Genomic DNA, 18711 nt, shown 5'->3' with positions numbered 1-18711 from the left:
CGGGGGGGGGCCCCGCGCCCCCCCCGCCCCCCCCCCCGGGGGGGGGGCGCCCCCCCCCCCCCCCCCCCCCCCCCCCCCCCCCCCCGGGGGGGGGCGGGGGGGGGGGCGGGGGGGGGCGCCCCCCCCCCCCCGGCCGTTTCACCCGTAGAGAGGGGAGATCTGACCGGATCGGTTCACAGCAGGCACACAGATGACTGGAGTTGGCGCATCTTAATCGGCTGCCGATCGAAAGTCAGACGGCAGTCGGTTGCTCCGTCGATGCGGGGGAGCGGCCGTTGCGGGGGTGGCCGGAGAGGTTCATGGGCGGCTCGGAGCACCCGGGCGCCCCGAGCCGCCGGTCATGCGGAGTGCAGGGGCCGACGGGAAGCGGCGAGGGGCGCGGCGATGAGTTTCGGCCGCCGGACCGGTCTTCCTGATGTGGATGCCATGACCCCGATCGTTCTCACCGTCTCCGGACGCCTCACGCGGGCCGGTGTGCCCGGACTCTGCGCCGAGCTGGAGGCGCTGCTGGCCACCGCGGACACGCGGGTGACGGTGGTGGACTGCGACGTGGGCGGGCTCGTCCACCCCGACCTCGCCGCCGTCGAGGCGGTCGCCCGGCTGTCGCTGGTCGTCCGCCGGTCGGGCGGCAGACGGCTCCGGCTGCGCGGAACGCCTCCCGAACTCCGGCTGCTGCTGGACCTGGTGGGGCTGGACGAGGTGGTCGGCCTCGCGGACCAGGAGGGGGCGGGCAGGGCCCCGGAGTGAGCGGGCGGCCTGCTGGGCGGCCCGATCCGCCACGGCACCGGTCACCACCTGGTGCGGACGGAGGGCCCCAGGCCCTTCAGTCCGCTTCGCTCCAGCCGTCCCTGACGACCACCTTCGAGCACGGGACGGCGGTCACGTGGGCCCCGTCGCGCACCGTTTCCGAGGGCATGGCCCTCGGAAACGGTGACGGGGAGGGCGGTGCGTACCGCTTGGTGGAGGCACCCGACCGGGCCCGGTCGCAGAGATCCGCGTAGCCGGACTCCGGCTGCGGTCCCGGCTCCGCGTCGGAGGCCGGTGGCACGACGCGGCCGGGACCGGACGTCGTCGTCGGCTCACCGAGCCACTGGCTGACCCCCCAGCCGCCGACCGCGATCACGGCCCACGCCGCGACCAGCCCGTACACCGCGCCCCGGCCCGGCCGTCGGCTCACGCCGCGTCCGCCTCCAGGTGATCGGGCAGCCCGAACAGCGGGAACCAGCGCGGGGTGTCCAGGAAGCAGTGCATCCCGGTGATCGCGCCGTCCGAGATGTCGATGACCTGCAACGCCCAGGGCACGAACCCGGGCCCGTCCGGATTCGGCTTGTAGTGCGCGAACGCCGGGGTGCCGTTCGCCGCCGTCGCGATGAGCCGGGAGCCCGCGCAGGACGCACCGATGGAGGTCATGAAGCCCGCGATGTCGTCGTGCCCCTGGAGCCAGAGGTCGAACGGCGGCATCGTCATGATGGCGTCCTCGTGGAGCAGCGCGGTCAGCGCCTTCATGTCGTAGCCCTCGAACGCCGCCACGTACCGCTCCAGGAGCTTCGCCTGCTCCTCGTCGAGCGGATCTGCGGCGTCGGCGGCCGTGTCCTGATGTTCGCCGATCGTCGCCCGCGCCCGCTGGAGGGCGCTGTTGACCGACGCGACCGAGGTGTCGAGCAGCTCGGCGACCTCGCTCGCCTTCCACGCGAGCACCTCGCGCAGGATCAGCACGGCCCGCTGCTTGGGCGCCAGATGCTGCAGCGCGGCGACGAACGCGAGCCGCACCGACTCGCGCGCCACGGCCGCCTCTGCCGGGTCCGCGACGGACGGCAGGACGCGCCCGTCCGGCGTCGGCTCCAGCCAGGTGTTCTCCGGCAGCGGGTTGAGCGCGGCCTGCGCGAGCGGTGTCGGGCCGGACAGATCGACGGGCCTGGCCCGCTTGTTGCCCGCGTTCAGCATGTCGAGGCAGACGTTCGTCGCGATCCGGTACAGCCAGGACCGCAGCGAGGAACGGCCCTCGAACTTGTCGAAGTTGCGCCAGGCACGCACCAGCGTGTCCTGGACCGCGTCCTCCGCCTCGAAGGCCGAGCCGAGCATCCGGTAGCAGTACCCCGTCAGCTCGACCCGGTGTCCTTCGAGGCGGCTGTCGACATCGCCCGCCGTCGCCGTCAGATCACCCATCGCTACGCTCCACCCCTGTCGTACGGTGACACCGCTCACTCCAGCACTTCGGAAGTTACCGCAGGGCACTGACAACGGGAGGCGGAAGAGCGGAAAGGGGTCACGTTCCGAGCTTGCGCCCGTACACGTACACGTCGTCGCCGTTCTTCAGCAGCTTCCAGTACGACTTCGCGTCTGCGGTGCGCATGTTGACGCAGCCGTGCGACCCCGGCGGGTTCCACATCTTCACGCCCACCGAGTGGAACGCCTGCCCGCCGTCGAAGAACTGGGAGTACGGCATCGACACGTGGTAGATCGACGACACGTGGTTGATGTGGCGCCAGTAGATCTTCTTCGCCCCGGTACGGGTCTCGTACCCGTCGCGCCCGGTCCGCACCGGCACCGGGCCGAACTTCAGCTTGCTGCCGTCCTGGATCCAGCTGATCTGCCGGGTCAGGTCCACGCAGGCGATGCGGCCCTTGTCGGTGGGACACTTCTTCGCCTTGTTCGGGTTCTTCCCGGCCGCCTTCTGGGCGGTGAGCGTCTGCATGGTGCGCCAGGTGACGGGCCCGGCGTAGCCGAGGGTGGGTGTGACCCCGTAGGTGCTCTGGAACGACCGGATCGCCTTGCAGTCGGCGGCCGACTGCTTGCCGTCCACCTTCAGGTGCAGGTACTTCTCGACCTGCTTCTGGTTCGGACCCTTGGACGCCGTGCAGGACGCGGCCTGCGCGGCCGTGCCGCTGCCGAGGACGATCGCCGGTATCGCGGTCAGGCCCGCGACGGACAGCGCGAGTACGCGCCGCAGCCGTACTCCCCGTATGCCCTGGATGTTCTTCATGCTCCCCGTGACTCCCATGTACGCCAGCTCCCCTTCGCGTGCGGTGCGGTGGTTCCGCCTGCTAGACGCGCGTCGGGGAGTGGATGGTTGTGCGCCGTATGTCTCGGTTCTGTACGGAGGGCCTGAAGGCCGGTCTGCCTCAGTTCCGTACGGACACCAAGACGGCCGGCCGACGCCGCTCGATGCGCGCGGCCCGCGTGCCGAACAGGGTGATCGAGACGACACCGAGGACCGCGAGCAGTCCCAGCACGACCGTGCCCGCCCAGCCGCCGGCGTGGAAGGCGACCGCGCCGAGCGTGCCGCCCGCGCTGGAGCCGAGGTAGTACGCCGACTGGTACAGCGCCGACGCCTGGGCCCGGCCCTTGGTCGCCGTACGGCTGACGGAGGAGGAGGCGACCGCGTGCCCGGCGAAGAAGCCCGCCGTGATCAGGACCAGGCCGAGCAGCACGGCCGCCAGCTGGTCGGCCAGCGAGAGCAGCAGACCGGCGGCCGTGGTCGAGACGGCGAGGTACAGCGCACCCCGGCGCCCCATCCGTGCGACGAGCCGCCCCGCCGCCGCGGAGGAGACCGTACCGACGAGATAGACCAGGAAGATCGAGCCGACGATGCCCTGCGGGAGGTTGAACGGGGCCTCCACGAGGCGGAATCCGATCACCGTGTACACCGCGCCGAACACCGTCATGAACAGCGCGCCGATCGCGTACAGCCGGCGCAGCAGCGGATCGGCGAGGTGCCCGCCGACGGTCCGGGCGAGCGCCTTCGGGTTCAGCGAACCGGGGGTGAAGTGCCGGGCCCTGGGGATCATGAGGTGGAAGACGACGGCGCAGGCCACGGCCAGCACACCGACCGAGCCGAGCGCGGCCCGCCAGCCCCACAGCTGGGCGACCCAGCCGGTGAGGATGCGGCCGCTCATCCCGCCGATGCTGTTGCCGGCCACGAACAGTCCGATCGCGGCGACCAGCGCCTTGGGCCGTACCTCCTCCGCGAGATACGCCATCGCGGACGCGGGAAGCCCGGCGAGCGCGGCGCCCTGCACGGCGCGCAGCGCGATCAGCCAGCCGAGCGAAGGCGCGAACGGCACGAACAGCCCGACGACCACCGCGACCATCAGCGAGGCGGTCATCATCTGCCGCCGCCCGAACCGCTCGGACAGCGCACTCATCGGCAGCACGAAGAGCGCCAGCGCACCCGTCGCGGCGGAGACCGTCCAGCTCGCCTGTCCGGCCGTGGCGCCGAAGGAGGCGGAGACGGCGGGCAGCAGGGCCTGGGTGGAGTAGAGGAGTGCGAAGGTCGCGACACCGGCGGCGAAGAGCGCGAAACTCATCCGGCGGTAGCCGGGCCCACCGGGTTCGAGCCGGTCCGCGGTGGCGGTCTCGGCAGCGGTGGTGGCGGTTACGGGGGACGACTGGGTCGAGGCGGCCACGGTCAGGGTGGACGCCCCGGTACTGGCGGGAGGCATGCAGAGAACGTAGGCCGCACCCCTTTCATGCGTCCAATGCACAAACGGGCGATAATCAATCCCATGGCGCATCAGCACAGCTCACAGCCACGGCTGTCACCGAGTGGTTACGAAGAAGACATCCGCGCCGTCCTCGCACCACGGCTCGCCTACTTCGAGGCGGTGGCCCGGCACGAACACGTGACCCGCGCCGCGCACGAGCTGGGCGTGCCGCAGTCCACGCTCTCGCGCGCGATGGTCAGGCTGGAACAGGACCTGGGAGTCGCCCTGTTCGCCCGCAAGGGCCGCACCGTCTCCCTCACCCCCGCGGGCCGCACCTTCCTCGGCTCGGCGGAACGGGCGCTCGCCGAGGTGGAGAAGGCCGCCGACTCGGTACGGGCGGACGCCGACCCCACCGCGGGCAAGGTCGCCTTCGGCTTCCTCCACACCATGGGCTCGGAGACCGTCCCCGCCCTGATCCGCGCCTTCCGCGCCGACCACCCCCGGGTCCGCTTCCAGCTCGTCCAGAACTACGGCGAGGCCATGATCGAACGCCTCCGCGCGGGCGGCCTCGACCTCTGCCTCACCTCACCCGTCCCGGACGCCCCGGACCTGGTCGCCCTGCGCCTGGACGAACAGCGACTGCGCCTGGTCGTCCCCGACGACCACCGCCTCGCCACCCGCCGCCGCATCCGCCTGGCGGAGGCCGCCGACGAGACCTTCGTGACCCTGGAACCCGGCTACGGCCTGCGCCGCATCACGGACGACCTCTGCGCGGAGGCGGGCTTCGTCCCCCGCGTCGCCTTCGAGGGCGAGGAGGCCGAAACCCTGCGCGGCCTGGTGGCGGCGGGCCTGGGCGTGGCCCTGCTCCCGCCTCCGGCGGTGGCCCGCCCCGGCGTGGTGGAGCTGACGGTGACGGCACCGCGCGCCGCTCGGGAGATCGGCGTGGCCTGGCTGGACGGGCACCCGGACACCCCGCCGGTGGCGGCGTTCAAGAAGTTCCTGCTGTCACGGCGGGGGCACCTGCTGCCGGAGTGAGCGGCGCCGGCGACGGTCAGGACTGCGCGGTGGACGACGCGTACGTGGTGAAGTCGGCCCAGGCGGTGGGGGAGACGGTGAACGGGGGGCGGGCGGTGTCCTTGGAGTCGCGGACGTGGACGCCGTTGGTGTGGAGGGCGACCTCGATGCAGTTGTCGCCGCCACTGCCGCTGTAACTGCTTTTGAACCAGGCCAGTTCGGTGCTCATAGCGCTCCTCGCATCTGCTTCAGCAGGCCCGCAGTGGCCTCGTGGCTCAGCGCCTGTGAGCGCATCTTGCCATAGCGCTGGAGCATGGCACTGACCAATCTCGGGTCAGTGAGCAGGGTGCTGCTGTCATGGCCCTCGACGTAGCCGAACCAGGAGTTGAGCGGAGTCTCCGCCAGGTACAACTGCCCGTCGACGCCGGAGTGATCCGGTTGCCTGAGCGGCATAACGAGGATTTCTACGTTCCGCCGACCACCCTGAACCAACAGGTTGTCGATGAGCGCGGCAGTGACGTCCACACCTCCTAACTGACGCTCAAGGACGGCCTGCTCGATGATGAACGAGAACGAGGTGTTGGGGCGTTCGGCCAGGAGTTCCTGTCGCATCAGGCGCGCAGCCACCTGCTGCTCGAACTGCTCCTCCGCGAGCGGGGGAAGCCTCCGGTCGAAGACGGCCCGGATGTACCCCTCGGTCTGGAGCAGCCCCGGAATGCCCCGGCACTCGTAGGCGTACAGCGTGATCGCCTCCTCCTCGATCCCCGCCCACTGGAGGAACCACGACGCCAGACCGGCCCTGCGCCGAAGGCTCCGCGCCGCAGCGGCGAGGACCTTGCCCGCGACCGGCCCGAGGGCGTCCGCAGCCCGCTCGGGAAGGTCCTCGGGCGGGAACCGCCGGCCCTGCTCGATCTTGGCGATGTAGGCCGCCGAGTACCGCACGCGGGGTGCGAACTCCTCCTGGGTGAGGCGGGCCGCTTCGCGCAGGGCCTTCATGACCGCCCCGAATGTCTTCAGGCTGTCGGAGAGCTCGGGTTCGCCCGGGGGTGTGGTGCTGTCGTGGTTGGCCGTCATCGCTGCCCCGTCTTTCGCGCATGGATCAACGCAGCCAGAATCACGGAGGGTTACCCGTCCCGTCCAGGGAACCAACCCATACAAGTGAACGTGTATGGGTGTTGTTCCTACTGGCGGGGGCGACCGAGGCGGAACGCTGAGCGCATGACGGCTCTCCAGGCACAACCGTCCCTGACTGTACGTGTGTTCGCCCAGAGGTGCTCGGCCACCCGCCGTGGTGCGTCCCTGGCGCGACGCCTGGCCGTGTGGAAGCTCGACACCTGGGGGATTCCGTACGGCACCCGGCTCTCCGACACGGTGGCGCTCCTGGTCGCGGAGCTGGCGGCCAACGCGGTCCTGCACGGGCGGGTGCCGGGCCGCGACTTCGAGCTTCGGCTCATGTACCCGTACGAGGAGGCCGGGGTCGTACGGATCGAGGTGTCGGACACCCACGAGACCCGCCCGACCCCACGGGCGGTGCGGCAGCCCGCCCCGGACGCGGACGGAGGCCGGGGCGCGGGCGTTGCTATGTCGTTTCGCCGGTGTCCGCGATCAGGCGGACGAGGGTGTCGACGAGCTCGTCGGCGGTGGTGCGCCACGTGTCCTCGCCGAGGTGGCCGCTGAGTTCCATGTCTGCGATGCCGTGAGCGCCGGCCAGGAGCAGGGCACCGTAGTGGCGTGCGTTCCGCTCCCCCACGAGGGCGGCGACGATGGCCAGGAACTCGTCCTGGAAGCGCGCTGAGGCGCGGACGGCTGCGGCGGGGTCGCCCTCCGGTCCGCAGAGCTGTCGCATGACGCGGTCGAGCCCTTCGCCGCGCTCTCCCGGACCGTGCCCGAGCCGCTTGAACAACAACTGGTACCTGTACGGCTGGTCCCGGCCGACGTCGATGAGGGCGCGGAGAGCGCCGCACAGCTTCTCGGAGGCCGGCAGGGCCGGGTCGGTCCGCAGGGCGTGCATCCGGTCGCCGATCCGTTCCCAGCTCTCGGCCGCGACGGCATCCAGCAGGCTGTCCTTGCCCATGAAGTGCCGGTACGGCGCTCCGCGCGTCACGCCCGCCCGCGCGCCGATCTCGCGCAGGGTGACGGCTTCGGGGCCGCCGAGGTCAAGGAGCTCGGCGGCCGCGTCGAGCAGAGCGCGGCGGGTGAGGGCGGCGGATTCCGCACGGGTGACCATGACGCCCATCGTACATTCAGTTGACGGCGTCATCTGAATTGGTAACGTAGTTCAGGTGACAACGTCATCTGAAACCCAGAAGCTGATCGTCGTAACCGGCGCCTCCACGGGCATGGGCGCGGCGGCCGCCCGCGAACTGGCCCGTCGGGGATTCCACGTCCTGGCCGGCGTGCGACGCGTCCGTGACGCCGACTCCCTCCGATCGGCCGGCATCGAGCCGGTCATCCTCGACATCACCGAGCCGGAGCACGTGGAGGCACTCGCCGCCCGAGTCGCCGACGACTCGCGCGCGCTGCACGCGCTCGTGAACAACGCCGGTATCCAGGTGAACGCCGCGGTCGAAGCCCTGCCACTCGCAGAGTGGCGGCGGGTGTTCGAAGTCAACCTGTTCGGCCACATCGCCGTCACCCAGGCGCTCCTGCCCGCACTGCTGCGCAGCAAGGGCCGCGTGATCAACGTCAGCTCGGTCGGCGGCACGGTCGCCATGGCCACGTACGGCGCGTACGCCGGAACGAAGTTCGCCCTGGAGGCGGTCAGCGACTCGCTCCGCCGTGAGGTCGCGCCGCTGGGCGTACAGGTGGTCGTGGTCCAGCCCGGCGGCGTCCGCACGGAGATGGCCGCCCGCGGGGTCCGGGCGGCGAACGACCTGGCAGTCCGGATGACGCCGGCGCAGGCCGAGCGCTACGGCAGCCTGGTCCGGGCGAACAACGAACTGATGGTCACGGGCACCGCGTCGGGTCTGACCGCCGACGCCGCCGCCCGGGTCCTCGCGAAGGCCGTGACCACCCGCAAGCCGCGCACCCGCTACACCGTCGGCCGGGACGCCACCCTGATCACCCGCATGGTCCGGATCCTGTCCGACCGCACGCTCGACCGTATCCTCGCCGCCAACCTGCGCCGCCACTACCCGAAGGGAGCCGTCGCCTGACGAGGACTCACGCCCGGCTTCGCCCCCTGTCGTGGTCCGGCCACCGATGAGCTCACAGCCGCCGAATTCCCGCTCCAGGCATGCGCGATAGCTGCTTTCCCCACCCCCGCGCAACGCCGGGAGTCCGCCGGCGCACCGACCGCCGGGGCGCCACACCCCGGCGGTCGGGCCAGCCGTGACAGTCGCCCCTACCGCTTGAAGGTCACCTCCGACGAGTCCTCCTCGCGGTCGTACGTGCCGGCGAAGCCCCAGTTCTTCCAGCCGCCGTCACCGTTGTTGGTGATGGTGCCGTTCTTGATGGAGAAGATGTCGACCCCGTCCACCACCGCGATGTGTTCGAGGCCGGACACTCCGGAGAACGAGAGGTCGTTGAAGTTCTTCACCGCGATGATGTTCGTGTCGGGAAAGGCGCGGCTGTACTCGTCGATCAGTGACTGGTTCAGCTCGGCGTCGTCGCCCGGCTTCTTGCCGGAGAAGTCGGTGCCGGGGTACGTCCCCTCCGTGTACTTCGGTGCGCCGTCGTTGAAGTTGACCGACTCCGTGCCGGTGGACGTGGAATCGGCGTCCAGGTCGGCGGGTTCCGGCTGCTTGAACGTGGCCTCCGAGCCGTCGCGGGTGGCGTCGCCGTAGTACGCCCAGTTGGTGTAGCCACCGTCGCCGTCGTTGCTGAACTTGCCCTTGTCGAAGACGTACACGTCGAACACGGCGCGGCCCGAGGCGATGTCGTCGCCGGTCTCCTCGTCGTGGTACTCGGGGGAGTTCAGCCGGTAGCGGCTCTCGTTGATGAACGAGTCCGGCTTCTCGACCCAGTGCGACGACTGCTCCGAGTGCATCGCGACCACGTTGTAGTCGGGGTAGCAGCGCCGCATGTCGTTCACGAGCATCCGGACCGCCTGTGTCGAACCCTCGTTGTCCAGCGGGGAGTACGTGTTGTAGTACCGGTTCCGGTCGGGCGGTTCCTGGCCCTCGATCTGGCAGCCCTCGTCGCCGGGCTTCCAGTCCTTCTTCCGCTTGGGGCGGGGCGGCTCGTCGAACGTGACCGTGCGCTTGTCGTCACTGATGTCGTAGTAGCCCTTGAACGCGCGGTTCTTCCAGCCGAGGTCGGCGTCGTCGGCCCAGGTGAACGTGCCGGTCTTGAAAGCGTAGACGCGGTACGTCGTGCCGCTGATCTCCACGGTCGAGATCATCGCCGCGCCGTCCATCTGCTGGAGGTTTCCCTCATGCGGCTGTGCGATGACGATGTTGTAGTCGGGGAGGCAGTAGGAGAGGTCGTCGAGCGCCTGCTTGACCCGCTTCTCCTTGTTCTTCTCGTTGTTGACCTTGTCGATGATGAAGTTGACCAGGTACGAGTACCCCCAGGCGGCCGCCGTGCTGACGGGGCCGTTGCCGGGGACCGAGACCGACGAGTTCGACGACCGCTCGCGCGGCTCGAAGCACACGCTGGGGAGCGCGTTCCCCTTGCCGTCGGTCTTGGCGGGCTTGTCGTCGGACTCGTCGTCGGGCTTGCCGCCCGGTACGCCGCCGGAGTCGCCGGTCTCTTCGTCGGGGGCGCTGACGGGTTCGACGGGTTCGGTGGGGTCGTCGCCGTCGGTGTCGTCGCCTCCGTCGGTGACAGCGTTGTCATCGGCACATTCGCCGCCGCCGCCCGTCGTTGCCGCGATGCGGCAGATCTGCACGTGTGCGGAGCTGGTGATGTCGCCGCCGATGGTGGTGGCGACGATCGCGCCGACCACGGCGACGACGACCCCCAGCAGGGCCAGGTACTCGATCGCGGTCTGCCCCGTGCTCGTGCGTACGCCCAGGCGTATCCGCTCGCTGTGCTTCACGTGTCACCTCGTCGTGGTTCGCCCCCGACCTACCGGGGGCGGACACCCACCGGGGCTCGAACCGTAACGACGACACGGGGGCCCACGGACAGTGCCCAAAGGCCCATGCGAGGGCCCAAATCGCGGGTGCGTACATACGGGCAGGGCGGCTGCCCGTTTCCCGGCGGGCCCGGCCCCGCTGCCGGGACAGCCGCGGTCGCCTCAGTGCTGGACCAGGCCGCCGACCGGTACGGGCGCGACGTGGCCGGTCGCCGGAGCGGTTCGTTCCAGTTCGAGGCCGACATCGATGAGCGATGACCGGCGCAGGGAGGCGACCTCGGGGACCGGGGTCCAGACGGACTCGACGATCTCGCCGTTCGGCTCGGGCCGCAGCCGGCCGCCGGTGATGCGGACCCGGTAGAAGACGCCGACGTTCTGGTGCGTGATCCCCGTCCGCGCCTCGGCCGCGGGGATCACCCGGGAGTCCACGCCCAGCAGGCGTTCGACGACGGCGTCGCAGCCGGTCTCCTCCGCGACCTCCCGGATCACCGCGTCGAACGGATCCTCCCCCTGCTCGACCCCGCCGCCCGGAAGGGTCCAGTTGCTCGTACCGTCCGCCGATACGTGACGGGCCAGCAGCACCCGCCCGTCCTCGACGCACACGGCGTACGCCGCCAGCCGGAAACTCATCCCCCGTACCTCCTGTCCGATCCTGTCCCACTCACCCTCAGTGTCCCAGCGACTTCCCGAACCCCGCCGCCAGCGGCATCCGCAGACCCAGCGGCGGCGGGGCCGCCAGGGCGTCGGCGAGCGGGCGGGCGTAGGCGTGGGCGAAGAGCGAGCCGAGGATGAAGTCCGCTGCCAGGGCGGCCACTTCGCTGTGGTGCTGGCGCAGGGCGTGGCCGTCCGAGTGGACCTCGAAGCGGCAGGTGTCGCGGTTGGACTTCTTGGCGCGCTCCGCGAGGCGGAAGGAGAGTTCGGGGTCGGCGCGGGCGTCGTTGGTGCCGTGCACCAGCAGGACCTGACGGCCGACCAGGTGTTTCACCGGCTCCGGCTCTGCGTCCGGGTCCGGGGGCAGCCAGGGGGCCAGGGCGAGGACCGCGCCGACCGCCGGGTGGCCGCCCGCACGGAGGGCCGCGCGGCCGCCCATGCCGTGGCCGGCCAGGCAGACGGGGACGTCGCCGTAGCGGCGTACCACCTCGTCCACCGCCCATTCGGCGTCCGCCGCGAGCCCCGCGTCCGTCGCGTTCCAGCCGCGGCGGCGGTAGCGGACGACGTGTGCGGTGAGCCCGTCGTTCCGGCCCGCGCGGGCCAGGGTGCGGGCCAGCGGGATCTGGAGGGCGTACGAGAGGGGGGAGGGGCGGCGGTGCGAGTGGGGCTCGCCGTCCGGGAGCAGCAGAACCACACCGCTGACCGCGGTCGGTGCTCCGGCCGTTGTGACGGCCCGTCCCAGCCTCGCAGCAGGCAGGGGTAGTGCGCGCTGTGCCATGACGTAACAGTCTCAGAAAGACAGGTGTACACCACCCGTATTCGCGGTCACTGTTACGCATCGACGAGCGGTGCCCAGCAGCGCTCTACGCGCGTAGGCGCTAGAGTGCGTGGATGATGAGCCCGACCCTCAATGTGCCCGGCCAGGATCAGATCCGGCGTGCGCCCAAGGTCCTTCTCCACGACCACCTCGACGGCGGACTGCGCCCCGGGACGATCGTCGACCTCGCCGCGGCGAGTGGATACGAGGGACTCCCGGAGAGCGAGCCCGACAAGCTCGGGGTCTGGTTCCGGGAAGCCGCCGACTCCGGTTCGCTGGAGCGGTACCTGGAGACGTTCGCGCACACCTGCGCCGTCATGCAGACCCGTGAGGCGCTGGTCCGGGTCGCCGCCGAGTGCGCCGAGGACCTGGCCGCGGACGGTGTCGTGTACGCCGAGATCCGGTACGCCCCCGAGCAGCACCTGGAAGCCGGGCTCTCCCTCGAAGAGGTCGTCGAGGCGGTCAACGAGGGCTTCCGCGAGGGCGAGCTGCGGGCCCGCCGGGACGGCAACCGGATCCGGGTGGGCGCCCTGCTCACCGCGATGCGGCACGCCGCCCGCTCGCTGGAGATCGCCGAACTCGCCAACCGCTACCGGGAGCAGGGCGTCGTCGGCTTCGACATCGCCGGCGCGGAGGCGGGCTTCCCGCCCACCCGGCACCTCGACGCGTTCGAGTACCTCAAGCGCGAGAACAACCACTTCACCATCCACGCGGGCGAGGCCTTCGGGCTGCCGTCGATCTGGCAGGCCATCCAGTGGTGCGGCGCCGACCGGCTCGGCCACGGCGTCCGCATCATCGACGACATCGAGGTCGCCGAGGACGGCAGTGTGAAGCTGGGCCGCCTCGCCTCCTACGTACGGGACAAGCGCATCCCGCTGGAGCTCTGCCCGACCTCCAACCTCCAGACCGGTGCCGCCGCCTCGTACGCCGAGCACCCCATCGGGCTGCTGCGCAGGCTGCACTTCCGGGCCACCGTGAACACGGACAACCGGCTGATGAGCGGTACGAGCATGAGCCAGGAATTCGAGAAGCTGACCGAGACATTCGGATACACGCTCGACGACATGCAGTGGTTCACAGTCAATGCGATGAAATCAGCATTCATTCCTTTCGATGAACGTCTGGCGATGATCAGCGACGTCATCAAGCCCGGATACTCCGAGCTGAAGTCCGAATGGCTCTTCGAGCAGACCGCTGCGACCAGCGTTTCCACCTCCGTCGCCGGCTGATAGGACCCACCACGACAAACGGCCGGGAGGCGATTCCCGGCCGTTTTCGCGTTTTCCGGATGTTTGCGGGAAAGGCGGGGAACTGGCTACGTTGCAGAGCCGCTCACATCCCCTTCCCCAAGGATGAAATTCACATGAAGCAGTCTGCTGTCAGGATTCTCGGCGTCGCCGCTGTCGGTGCCGCCTTCGCCGCTGCCGCCGCCGGCACCGCGTCTGCCTCCGCCCTGCCGCTCGACACCGCGAGCGTCCTGCCCGTCGCCGGCGCGCTGGCGAACACCACCTCGACCCTGCCGGTCAAGGACGCCGCCACGGACCTCCTCGGCACCAGCCAGACGAAGGTCGTCAAGGACGTCACCGCCCCCGCCAAGGGTCTCCTCGGCACCCCCGGCAAGGGACTTCTCGGCACCCCCGGCAAGGGCCTCCTCGGCGGGCTGCCCACGGGCGGCCTGAACACCGGCGGCGTGTCGGCCAACGGCCTGCCGCTCGGCCGCTGACACCCGTACGTCACACGCCTGTGGGCGGACACCCCGACCGGGGTGCCCGCCCACAGACATGTGCACGGCAATACCGCCCCGGGGCTACCAGGCGTCGGCGGCGGACGACGGCCGCTCCTCGGGGAACAGCACCCACAGCGCGAGGTAGAGCAGGAACTGCGGGCCCGGCAGCAGGCACGAGACGAGGAAGATGACGCGCATCGTCCCTGCGGAGGTGCCGAAGCGCCGTGCCAGCGCTGCGCACACTCCGCCGATCATGCGTCCCTCACGGGGGCGGGCAAGTGCGGCCATGGTGTGCTCCTTCGCGAACCGTTGACGGGGGAGCGAATCCGTTGTGCTCCCGATACATCCATGGTGACGCGCCGAGCGGGTGCGACGCATCGGTCTACGGGGCGATGCCGACCCTGGGAATCGTCGGGGTCGCCCCTTGGGGGACGTCATGGCCGGCCGGGGGCAGGACCCGGATGCGCCGTTGCTTGCCACGGCGCATCCGCGCCCGGCACGCCGGTACGAACACCGCGTGGGCGAGCGCCACACCGAGGGTGTTGAGGATCAGCGAGTCGACGTCGACGACCTGGCCGGGCACCCCGGTCTGGCCCAGTTCGATGGCCAGCGAGATCAGTGCCCCGGCCGCGACGGTACGGGCGAGCGAGGACCACGGCGAGACGAAGAGCCGGCCCCCGGCCATCGGCAGCAGTACGCCCAGTGGCGCCAGCAGCAGCAGGCCACCGCCGATCCGGCGGACGGCGGCGACCGGGCCCATGGCCAGGTCCGCCTTGATCCCGGCGAACGGCTGGAGGTTGGCGGCGGTCATCCACGGCACGTCCAGCGGGCGAAGAGTCAGCCACCCGACGAGCAGCAGATGCACGAGGAGGAGGGACACTCCGGCCGCGCGGAAGCGGATGACGGCTTGGCCGCCCGAACCTTGACGCACGTTCCCCAAGACGCGGGCAGCGGCAGGATCGGTTCCGCTCCCGCGGGGGAGACATGGCTCACCGTGCGGCAGGTCAAGGCGGCGCGCTCAGGGCAGCCGGACCGCGCCCAGGGTCGGTACGGCCTTCGGGCTGGCCTTCGTCTCCGCGGTGCACAGGTAGCCGCGCGGCGCGTACGCCCCCGGGCCGCCGAGCATCACCGTGCCGTCGTGGACGAGCGGCTCGCTCTCCGTGTACGTACAGACGATCTGGGCCAGTGCCTCGGGTGTCAGGTCCTCCGGCTGCTCGCTGAGCCGCAGCGCGCCCTTCGGGTCGCCCGCACGCGGCCCGCCGACCCGCAGCGCCGACGGGACGTCCGTGGAGAAGCCCGCCTGCCGCTCGGAGGCCGGGGGCTCCCCGCGCAGCTCGTCCAGGAGGGCGACGGCGACGGTGATCCGGTCGGACTTCGCCTCCTGGACCCGGACCGTGCGGTCGACCGTGACCAGCTGCGAGTTGCAGACGAGGTAGATCTCCGCCGAGACGCTCTTCCGGGGCTCGGCGGACGCGTCCGGCGTGGGCATCGCGCACGGCACCCGGGACGGCGCGGGCCCCGCGTCGACCGGCACCGATGTCGTCCTGATCCCGCAGCCCGCGGCCAGCACCGCGCAGAGCACGGCTCCGGCCACCGCCGCGGCGGGGCGTCGGCCCCGGCGTTCGCTGCGCATCACGTCGCGTCGTCCTCCTCGTCCGGGATCTCCGCGTCGGGATCCTCGGCGGTGCCGCTCAGCGCCTCCGCGTCGCGGGGCAGGCGCAGGACGAACACCGCCCCGTCGCCGTCCGGAGAGTTCGCGGCGGTGATGTCACCGCCGTGGATGTGCGCGTTCTCCATGGCGATCGACAGTCCCAGACCGCTGCCCTCGGACCGCGGCCGGGAGGCACTGGCCTTGTAGAAGCGGTCGAAGACATGGGGCAGTACGTCCTCGGGGATACCGGGACCGTGGTCGCGGACCTCGATGACCAGCTCGTCGCCCTCGGTCCGTACCGTGACCCGGACCGGCGAACCGCCGTGCTTGAGCGCGTTGCCGATCAGGTTCGCCAGGATCACGTCGAGCCGGCGCGGATCGAGGCGGACCATCATGCCGCGCTCGGCGTCCAGATCCACCGCGTCCAGCCAGGCGCGGACGTCTATGCAGGCCGTCACCTGGTCCGCGACGTCGACGGTGTCCAGGACCAGACGGGCCGTGCCCGCGTCGAAGCGGGTGACCTCCATCAGGTTCTCCACCAGGTCGTTGAGCCGTCGGGTCTCACTGACCACCAGGTGCACGGCCGGCGCGATCATCGGGTCGAGGTTGTCGGCCTCGTCCTCCAGCACCTCCGCGACCGCGGTGATCGCGGTGAGCGGGGTGCGCAGCTCGTGCGACATGTCGGCGACGAAGCGGCGGCTGGACTCCTCCCGCGCGGTCATGTCCGCGACCTTCTTCTCCAGGGAGCTCGCCGTTCTGTTGAACGTCCGCGAGAGATCGGCCAGTTCATCGGTCCCGGACACCACGAGGCGGGTGTCGAGCTTGCCCTCGCCGAGCTTGCGGGCGGCGTCGCCGAGGCGCTGCACCGGACGCAGTACGGTCGTCGCGGCGGCCTGGGCGAGCAGCGCGGAGCCGACCAGGGCCAGCGCGGTGGCGATCCCCAGTGACCAGGCGAGGGAGTTCAGGTCCTGCCGTTCCTGGTCGAGGGACTTGAGCATGTAGCCGGTCGGGCCACCACCGATGATCTTCGTACCGCCGACGAGATACGGCGTGCCGCGGATCGAGGTCCGCTGCCAGAACAGGTGGTAGCCGTACTTGTTGCCCGCCTTGACCGGCTGCTTCCTGGCGACCTGCTCCTGCAGCGACTGCGGGACGTTGTCCCGGGTGAAGGTGTCCACGTCGGAGTTGCCGACGATCGGCTTGCCCGGATCGCGCTCGTCGATCAGCAGCACGCTGTAACCGGGGCTGCTGCTCGCCATCTGCGCGGCGGCGTGGTCCAGATCGTCCTTGGTGGGCCGGAGCGGCAGCGAGGCCGCCCGGTTCTGCATCTCCTGGCGGAAGTCCCCGAGCGCCGAGTCCTGGGTACGGGTCAGCACCGCCTCGCGGTTCAGCCAGTACGCGATCCCGGACGCGGACACCGCGGCGGTCAGCGCCACCAGCGCGAACACGACGACGAGCCGCAACCGCAGGCTGGTCCAGCGGAGCCCGGCGAGCAGGCCCCGCCGCACAGCCGTGCTCACTGCGGCGAGTCCAGCCGGTATCCCACGCCCCGCACGGTACGGATCAGGGTCGGCGAGGACGGTACGTCCTCCACCTTCGCGCGCAGCCGCTGGACGCAGGCGTCCACCAGCCGGGAGTCACCGAGATAGTCGTGTTCCCAGACCAGCCGCAGCAACTGCTGCCGGGACAGGGCCTGGCCGGGGCGGCGGCTCAGTTCGAGCAGGAGGCGCAGCTCGGTCGGCGTGAGCTGCAGATCCTCCCCGTTCTTGGTGACGGTCATCGCGGACCGGTCGATCACCACGTTCCCGAACGTCGCGGAGTCCGTGGACTCGCGCTCGCCCCGGCGCAGCACCGCACGGATCCGGGCGTCGAGCACCCGGCCCTGTACGGGTTTCACCACGTAGTCGTCGGCGCCGGACTCCAGTCCGACCACGACGTCGATGTCGTCGCTGCGCGCGGTGAGCAGAATGATCGGCAGCTGGTCGGTGCGCCGGATGCGCCGGCACACCTCGAATCCGTCGATCCCGGGCAGCATCACATCCAGTACGACCAGGTCGGGCCGCTGTTCTCGCAGCAGGTTGAGGCCGTCCTCTCCCGTCGCCGCGGTGGCCACACGGTGGCCCTGGCGTGACAGCGAGAGTTCGAGGGCCGTGCGGATGGCGTCGTCGTCCTCGATCAGCAACAGGAAAGGCACGCTGGTCATTCTGACCCATGGTGGAGCCCTAGTTCGACAGTTGGTCCCCCCTTATGCGTCCGGCACCCCCGGATCGCACCCGCGCCGGGCCCTGTGACAGGTCTGTGACAGTCGGGGGACAGGGCCATGAAACTGCCCCGGCAAGCTCGTTGACACAAGGAACGGACGGACTCCACCGACGGGGGGCGCGAGATGAACGCAACTCACAGCATCACCGCAAGCGCAGTTGTCACGCGTCTCCACGACGTCGGGAGGACCACCGAGAAGTCCGGCGCCGCATTGAACGGACGGGGGTGCGTTCGTGGCGTCGGGCGTCAGCACCCGTCGTACATGACGGTGGTCGACGCACCCGCCGCGACGGGCGGGAGCAACGGGGGAAGCACGTACGGGGAGGCCACGGGGGACCGGCGGGCCCCGGCGAAGGACGAGGACGCCGAAGCGGTGTTCACGGCCTACGTCAGGGAACGCCGTGCCTCCCTGTACGCCACCGCCTACCACCTGACCGGCGACCGGTTCGAGGCCGAGGATCTGCTGCAGAGCGCCCTCTTCTCGACGTACCGGGCGTGGGACCGGATCAGTGACAAGGCGGCGGTCGGCGGCTATCTGCGCCGCACCATGACCAATCTGCACATCAGCGCCTGGCGCAGGCGCAAGCTGAACGAGTACCCGACCGAGGAGCTGCCGGAGACGGCGGGCGACACGGACGCGATGCGCGGGACCGAGCTGCGTGCCGTGCTCTGGCAGGCGCTGGCGCGGCTGCCGGAGCTCCAGCGCACGATGCTGGTCCTGCGGTACTACGAGGGCCGTACGGACCCGGAGATCGCGTCCATCCTCGACATCAGTGTCGGCACGGTGAAGTCCAGCATCTGGCGGTCGCTCCGCCGGCTGCGTGAGGACGAGGTCCTCAGCTTCGGACGTGACGAGGAGGAGTCCTTCGGCGAGCTGGTGGCCTGAGGCGACGGGGGAAAACGGGGGAAACGGGGAACGGGGGAAACGGGGCCGCTGCTTCGGGGGAGGCGGCGGCGCACGGGGGAGAACGCCGACGGGGTCGGACGGGCCGGGGGGTCCCGTCCGGCCCCGTCGGGGCGGGGGGGGGGGGGGGGCCGGGGGGGGGGGCCCCCCCCCCCCCCCCCCCGCCGCGACCCGCCCCCCCCCCCCCCCGGGGGGGCCCCCCGGGGGGGGCCCGCCCCGGCCCCCCCCCCGCCGCCCCCCCC

The 18711-nt window shown here is 71.0% G+C and carries 21 protein-coding genes; 6 read left to right on the top strand and 15 right to left on the bottom strand.

What is annotated here, in order from left to right:
• The first annotated feature begins 384 nt into the window (after positions 1-384).
• Positions 385-747: an STAS domain-containing protein gene (locus ACIQM0_RS34120; RefSeq protein WP_401294303.1), complete on the top strand. Its 363-nt coding sequence runs from the start codon at positions 385-387 to the stop codon at positions 745-747.
• Positions 748-823: 76 nt separating this feature from the next.
• Here ACIQM0_RS34120 and ACIQM0_RS34115 read toward each other — a convergent pair whose 3' ends face one another.
• The 4 genes from ACIQM0_RS34115 to ACIQM0_RS34100 form a co-directional block, all read right to left on the bottom strand.
• Positions 824-1177 (bottom strand): hypothetical protein, encoded by a 354-nt coding sequence (locus tag ACIQM0_RS34115; protein WP_401294301.1) that lies wholly within the window; start codon positions 1175-1177, stop codon positions 824-826.
• Positions 1174-2166, bottom strand: coding sequence for a sigma-70 family RNA polymerase sigma factor (locus ACIQM0_RS34110; protein ID WP_401294299.1), 993 nt, complete (start codon positions 2164-2166; stop codon positions 1174-1176). The genes ACIQM0_RS34115 and ACIQM0_RS34110 overlap by 4 nt, the downstream gene beginning before the upstream one ends.
• A gap of 100 nt (positions 2167-2266) precedes the next feature.
• Entirely contained in the window at positions 2267-2983 is a 717-nt protein-coding gene (locus ACIQM0_RS34105; RefSeq protein WP_363022308.1) for a L,D-transpeptidase family protein, read from the bottom strand.
• 139 nt (positions 2984-3122) lie between these two features.
• Complete coding sequence (locus ACIQM0_RS34100; protein WP_401294297.1) at positions 3123-4442, bottom strand: MFS transporter; 1320 nt, start codon at positions 4440-4442, stop codon at positions 3123-3125.
• Positions 4443-4505: 63 nt separating this feature from the next.
• On the opposite strand from ACIQM0_RS34100, the gene ACIQM0_RS34095 reads away from it, so the two are divergent.
• Positions 4506-5459, top strand: a complete 954-nt coding sequence (locus ACIQM0_RS34095; RefSeq protein WP_401294295.1) for a LysR family transcriptional regulator — start codon at positions 4506-4508, stop codon at positions 5457-5459.
• A 16-nt stretch (positions 5460-5475) separates the two neighbouring features.
• Here ACIQM0_RS34095 and ACIQM0_RS34090 read toward each other — a convergent pair whose 3' ends face one another.
• From ACIQM0_RS34090 to ACIQM0_RS34080, 3 genes are all read right to left on the bottom strand, one after another.
• Positions 5476-5667, bottom strand: a complete 192-nt coding sequence (locus ACIQM0_RS34090) for a DUF397 domain-containing protein (RefSeq protein WP_401294293.1) — start codon at positions 5665-5667, stop codon at positions 5476-5478.
• Positions 5664-6512: a helix-turn-helix domain-containing protein gene (locus tag ACIQM0_RS34085; protein WP_401294291.1), complete on the bottom strand. Its 849-nt coding sequence runs from the start codon at positions 6510-6512 to the stop codon at positions 5664-5666. Before ACIQM0_RS34085 ends, ACIQM0_RS34090 begins: the two co-directional genes overlap by 4 nt.
• Positions 6513-7017: 505 nt before the next feature.
• Positions 7018-7665 carry a TetR/AcrR family transcriptional regulator gene (locus ACIQM0_RS34080; protein WP_401294289.1) on the bottom strand — a complete coding sequence of 216 codons (648 nt, stop codon included), beginning with the start codon at positions 7663-7665 and terminating at the stop codon, positions 7018-7020.
• Positions 7666-7720: 55 nt separating this feature from the next.
• Here ACIQM0_RS34080 and ACIQM0_RS34075 point away from each other — a divergent pair, with 55 nt between their 5' ends.
• Positions 7721-8593, top strand: coding sequence for an SDR family NAD(P)-dependent oxidoreductase (locus ACIQM0_RS34075; RefSeq protein ID WP_401294287.1), 873 nt, complete (start codon positions 7721-7723; stop codon positions 8591-8593).
• A 188-nt stretch (positions 8594-8781) separates the two neighbouring features.
• Here ACIQM0_RS34075 and ACIQM0_RS34070 read toward each other — a convergent pair whose 3' ends face one another.
• From ACIQM0_RS34070 to ACIQM0_RS34060, 3 genes are all read right to left on the bottom strand, one after another.
• Entirely contained in the window at positions 8782-10419 is a 1638-nt protein-coding gene (locus tag ACIQM0_RS34070; RefSeq protein WP_401294285.1) for a hypothetical protein, read from the bottom strand.
• Between the two features lie 201 nt (positions 10420-10620).
• Positions 10621-11088, bottom strand: a complete 468-nt coding sequence (locus ACIQM0_RS34065) for an NUDIX hydrolase (protein ID WP_401294283.1) — start codon at positions 11086-11088, stop codon at positions 10621-10623.
• Positions 11089-11125: 37 nt separating this feature from the next.
• Positions 11126-11887, bottom strand: a complete 762-nt coding sequence (locus tag ACIQM0_RS34060) for an alpha/beta hydrolase (RefSeq protein WP_401294281.1) — start codon at positions 11885-11887, stop codon at positions 11126-11128.
• A gap of 113 nt (positions 11888-12000) precedes the next feature.
• Here ACIQM0_RS34060 and ACIQM0_RS34055 point away from each other — a divergent pair, with 113 nt between their 5' ends.
• Positions 12001-13155, top strand: a complete 1155-nt coding sequence (locus ACIQM0_RS34055; RefSeq protein ID WP_363022326.1) for an adenosine deaminase — start codon at positions 12001-12003, stop codon at positions 13153-13155.
• A 134-nt stretch (positions 13156-13289) separates the two neighbouring features.
• The gene (locus tag ACIQM0_RS34050; protein WP_401294279.1) at positions 13290-13649 is read left to right on the top strand and encodes a hypothetical protein; all 360 of its coding nucleotides are present in this window, start codon (positions 13290-13292) and stop codon (positions 13647-13649) included.
• 84 nt (positions 13650-13733) lie between these two features.
• Here the strand turns inward: ACIQM0_RS34050 and ACIQM0_RS34045 are convergent, their stop codons facing one another.
• From ACIQM0_RS34045 to afsQ1, 5 genes are all read right to left on the bottom strand, one after another.
• Positions 13734-13940: a PspC domain-containing protein gene (locus ACIQM0_RS34045; protein ID WP_363022329.1), complete on the bottom strand. Its 207-nt coding sequence runs from the start codon at positions 13938-13940 to the stop codon at positions 13734-13736.
• Between the two features lie 94 nt (positions 13941-14034).
• Positions 14035-14583 carry a VanZ family protein gene (locus tag ACIQM0_RS34040; RefSeq protein ID WP_401294277.1) on the bottom strand — a complete coding sequence of 183 codons (549 nt, stop codon included), beginning with the start codon at positions 14581-14583 and terminating at the stop codon, positions 14035-14037.
• An 87-nt stretch (positions 14584-14670) separates the two neighbouring features.
• Positions 14671-15285, bottom strand: coding sequence for a hypothetical protein (locus ACIQM0_RS34035; RefSeq protein ID WP_401294275.1), 615 nt, complete (start codon positions 15283-15285; stop codon positions 14671-14673).
• A complete protein-coding gene (locus ACIQM0_RS34030) occupies positions 15285-16823 on the bottom strand; it encodes an ATP-binding protein (RefSeq protein WP_401294273.1) in 1539 nt (512 codons plus the stop codon). The genes ACIQM0_RS34035 and ACIQM0_RS34030 overlap by 1 nt, the downstream gene beginning before the upstream one ends.
• Positions 16820-17497 carry a two-component system response regulator AfsQ1 gene (afsQ1, locus tag ACIQM0_RS34025; RefSeq protein ID WP_026171255.1) on the bottom strand — a complete coding sequence of 226 codons (678 nt, stop codon included), beginning with the start codon at positions 17495-17497 and terminating at the stop codon, positions 16820-16822. Before afsQ1 ends, ACIQM0_RS34030 begins: the two co-directional genes overlap by 4 nt.
• A gap of 192 nt (positions 17498-17689) precedes the next feature.
• Here afsQ1 and ACIQM0_RS34020 point away from each other — a divergent pair, with 192 nt between their 5' ends.
• Entirely contained in the window at positions 17690-18451 is a 762-nt protein-coding gene (locus ACIQM0_RS34020; protein WP_401294271.1) for a SigE family RNA polymerase sigma factor, read from the top strand.
• The last annotated feature ends 260 nt before the right edge of the window (positions 18452-18711 follow it).

The organism is Streptomyces sp. NPDC091387, assembly GCF_044756945.1.
GTDB lineage: Bacteria > Actinomycetota > Actinomycetes > Streptomycetales > Streptomycetaceae > Streptomyces.
This window is presented reverse-complemented; position numbering and strand designations above follow the sequence as displayed.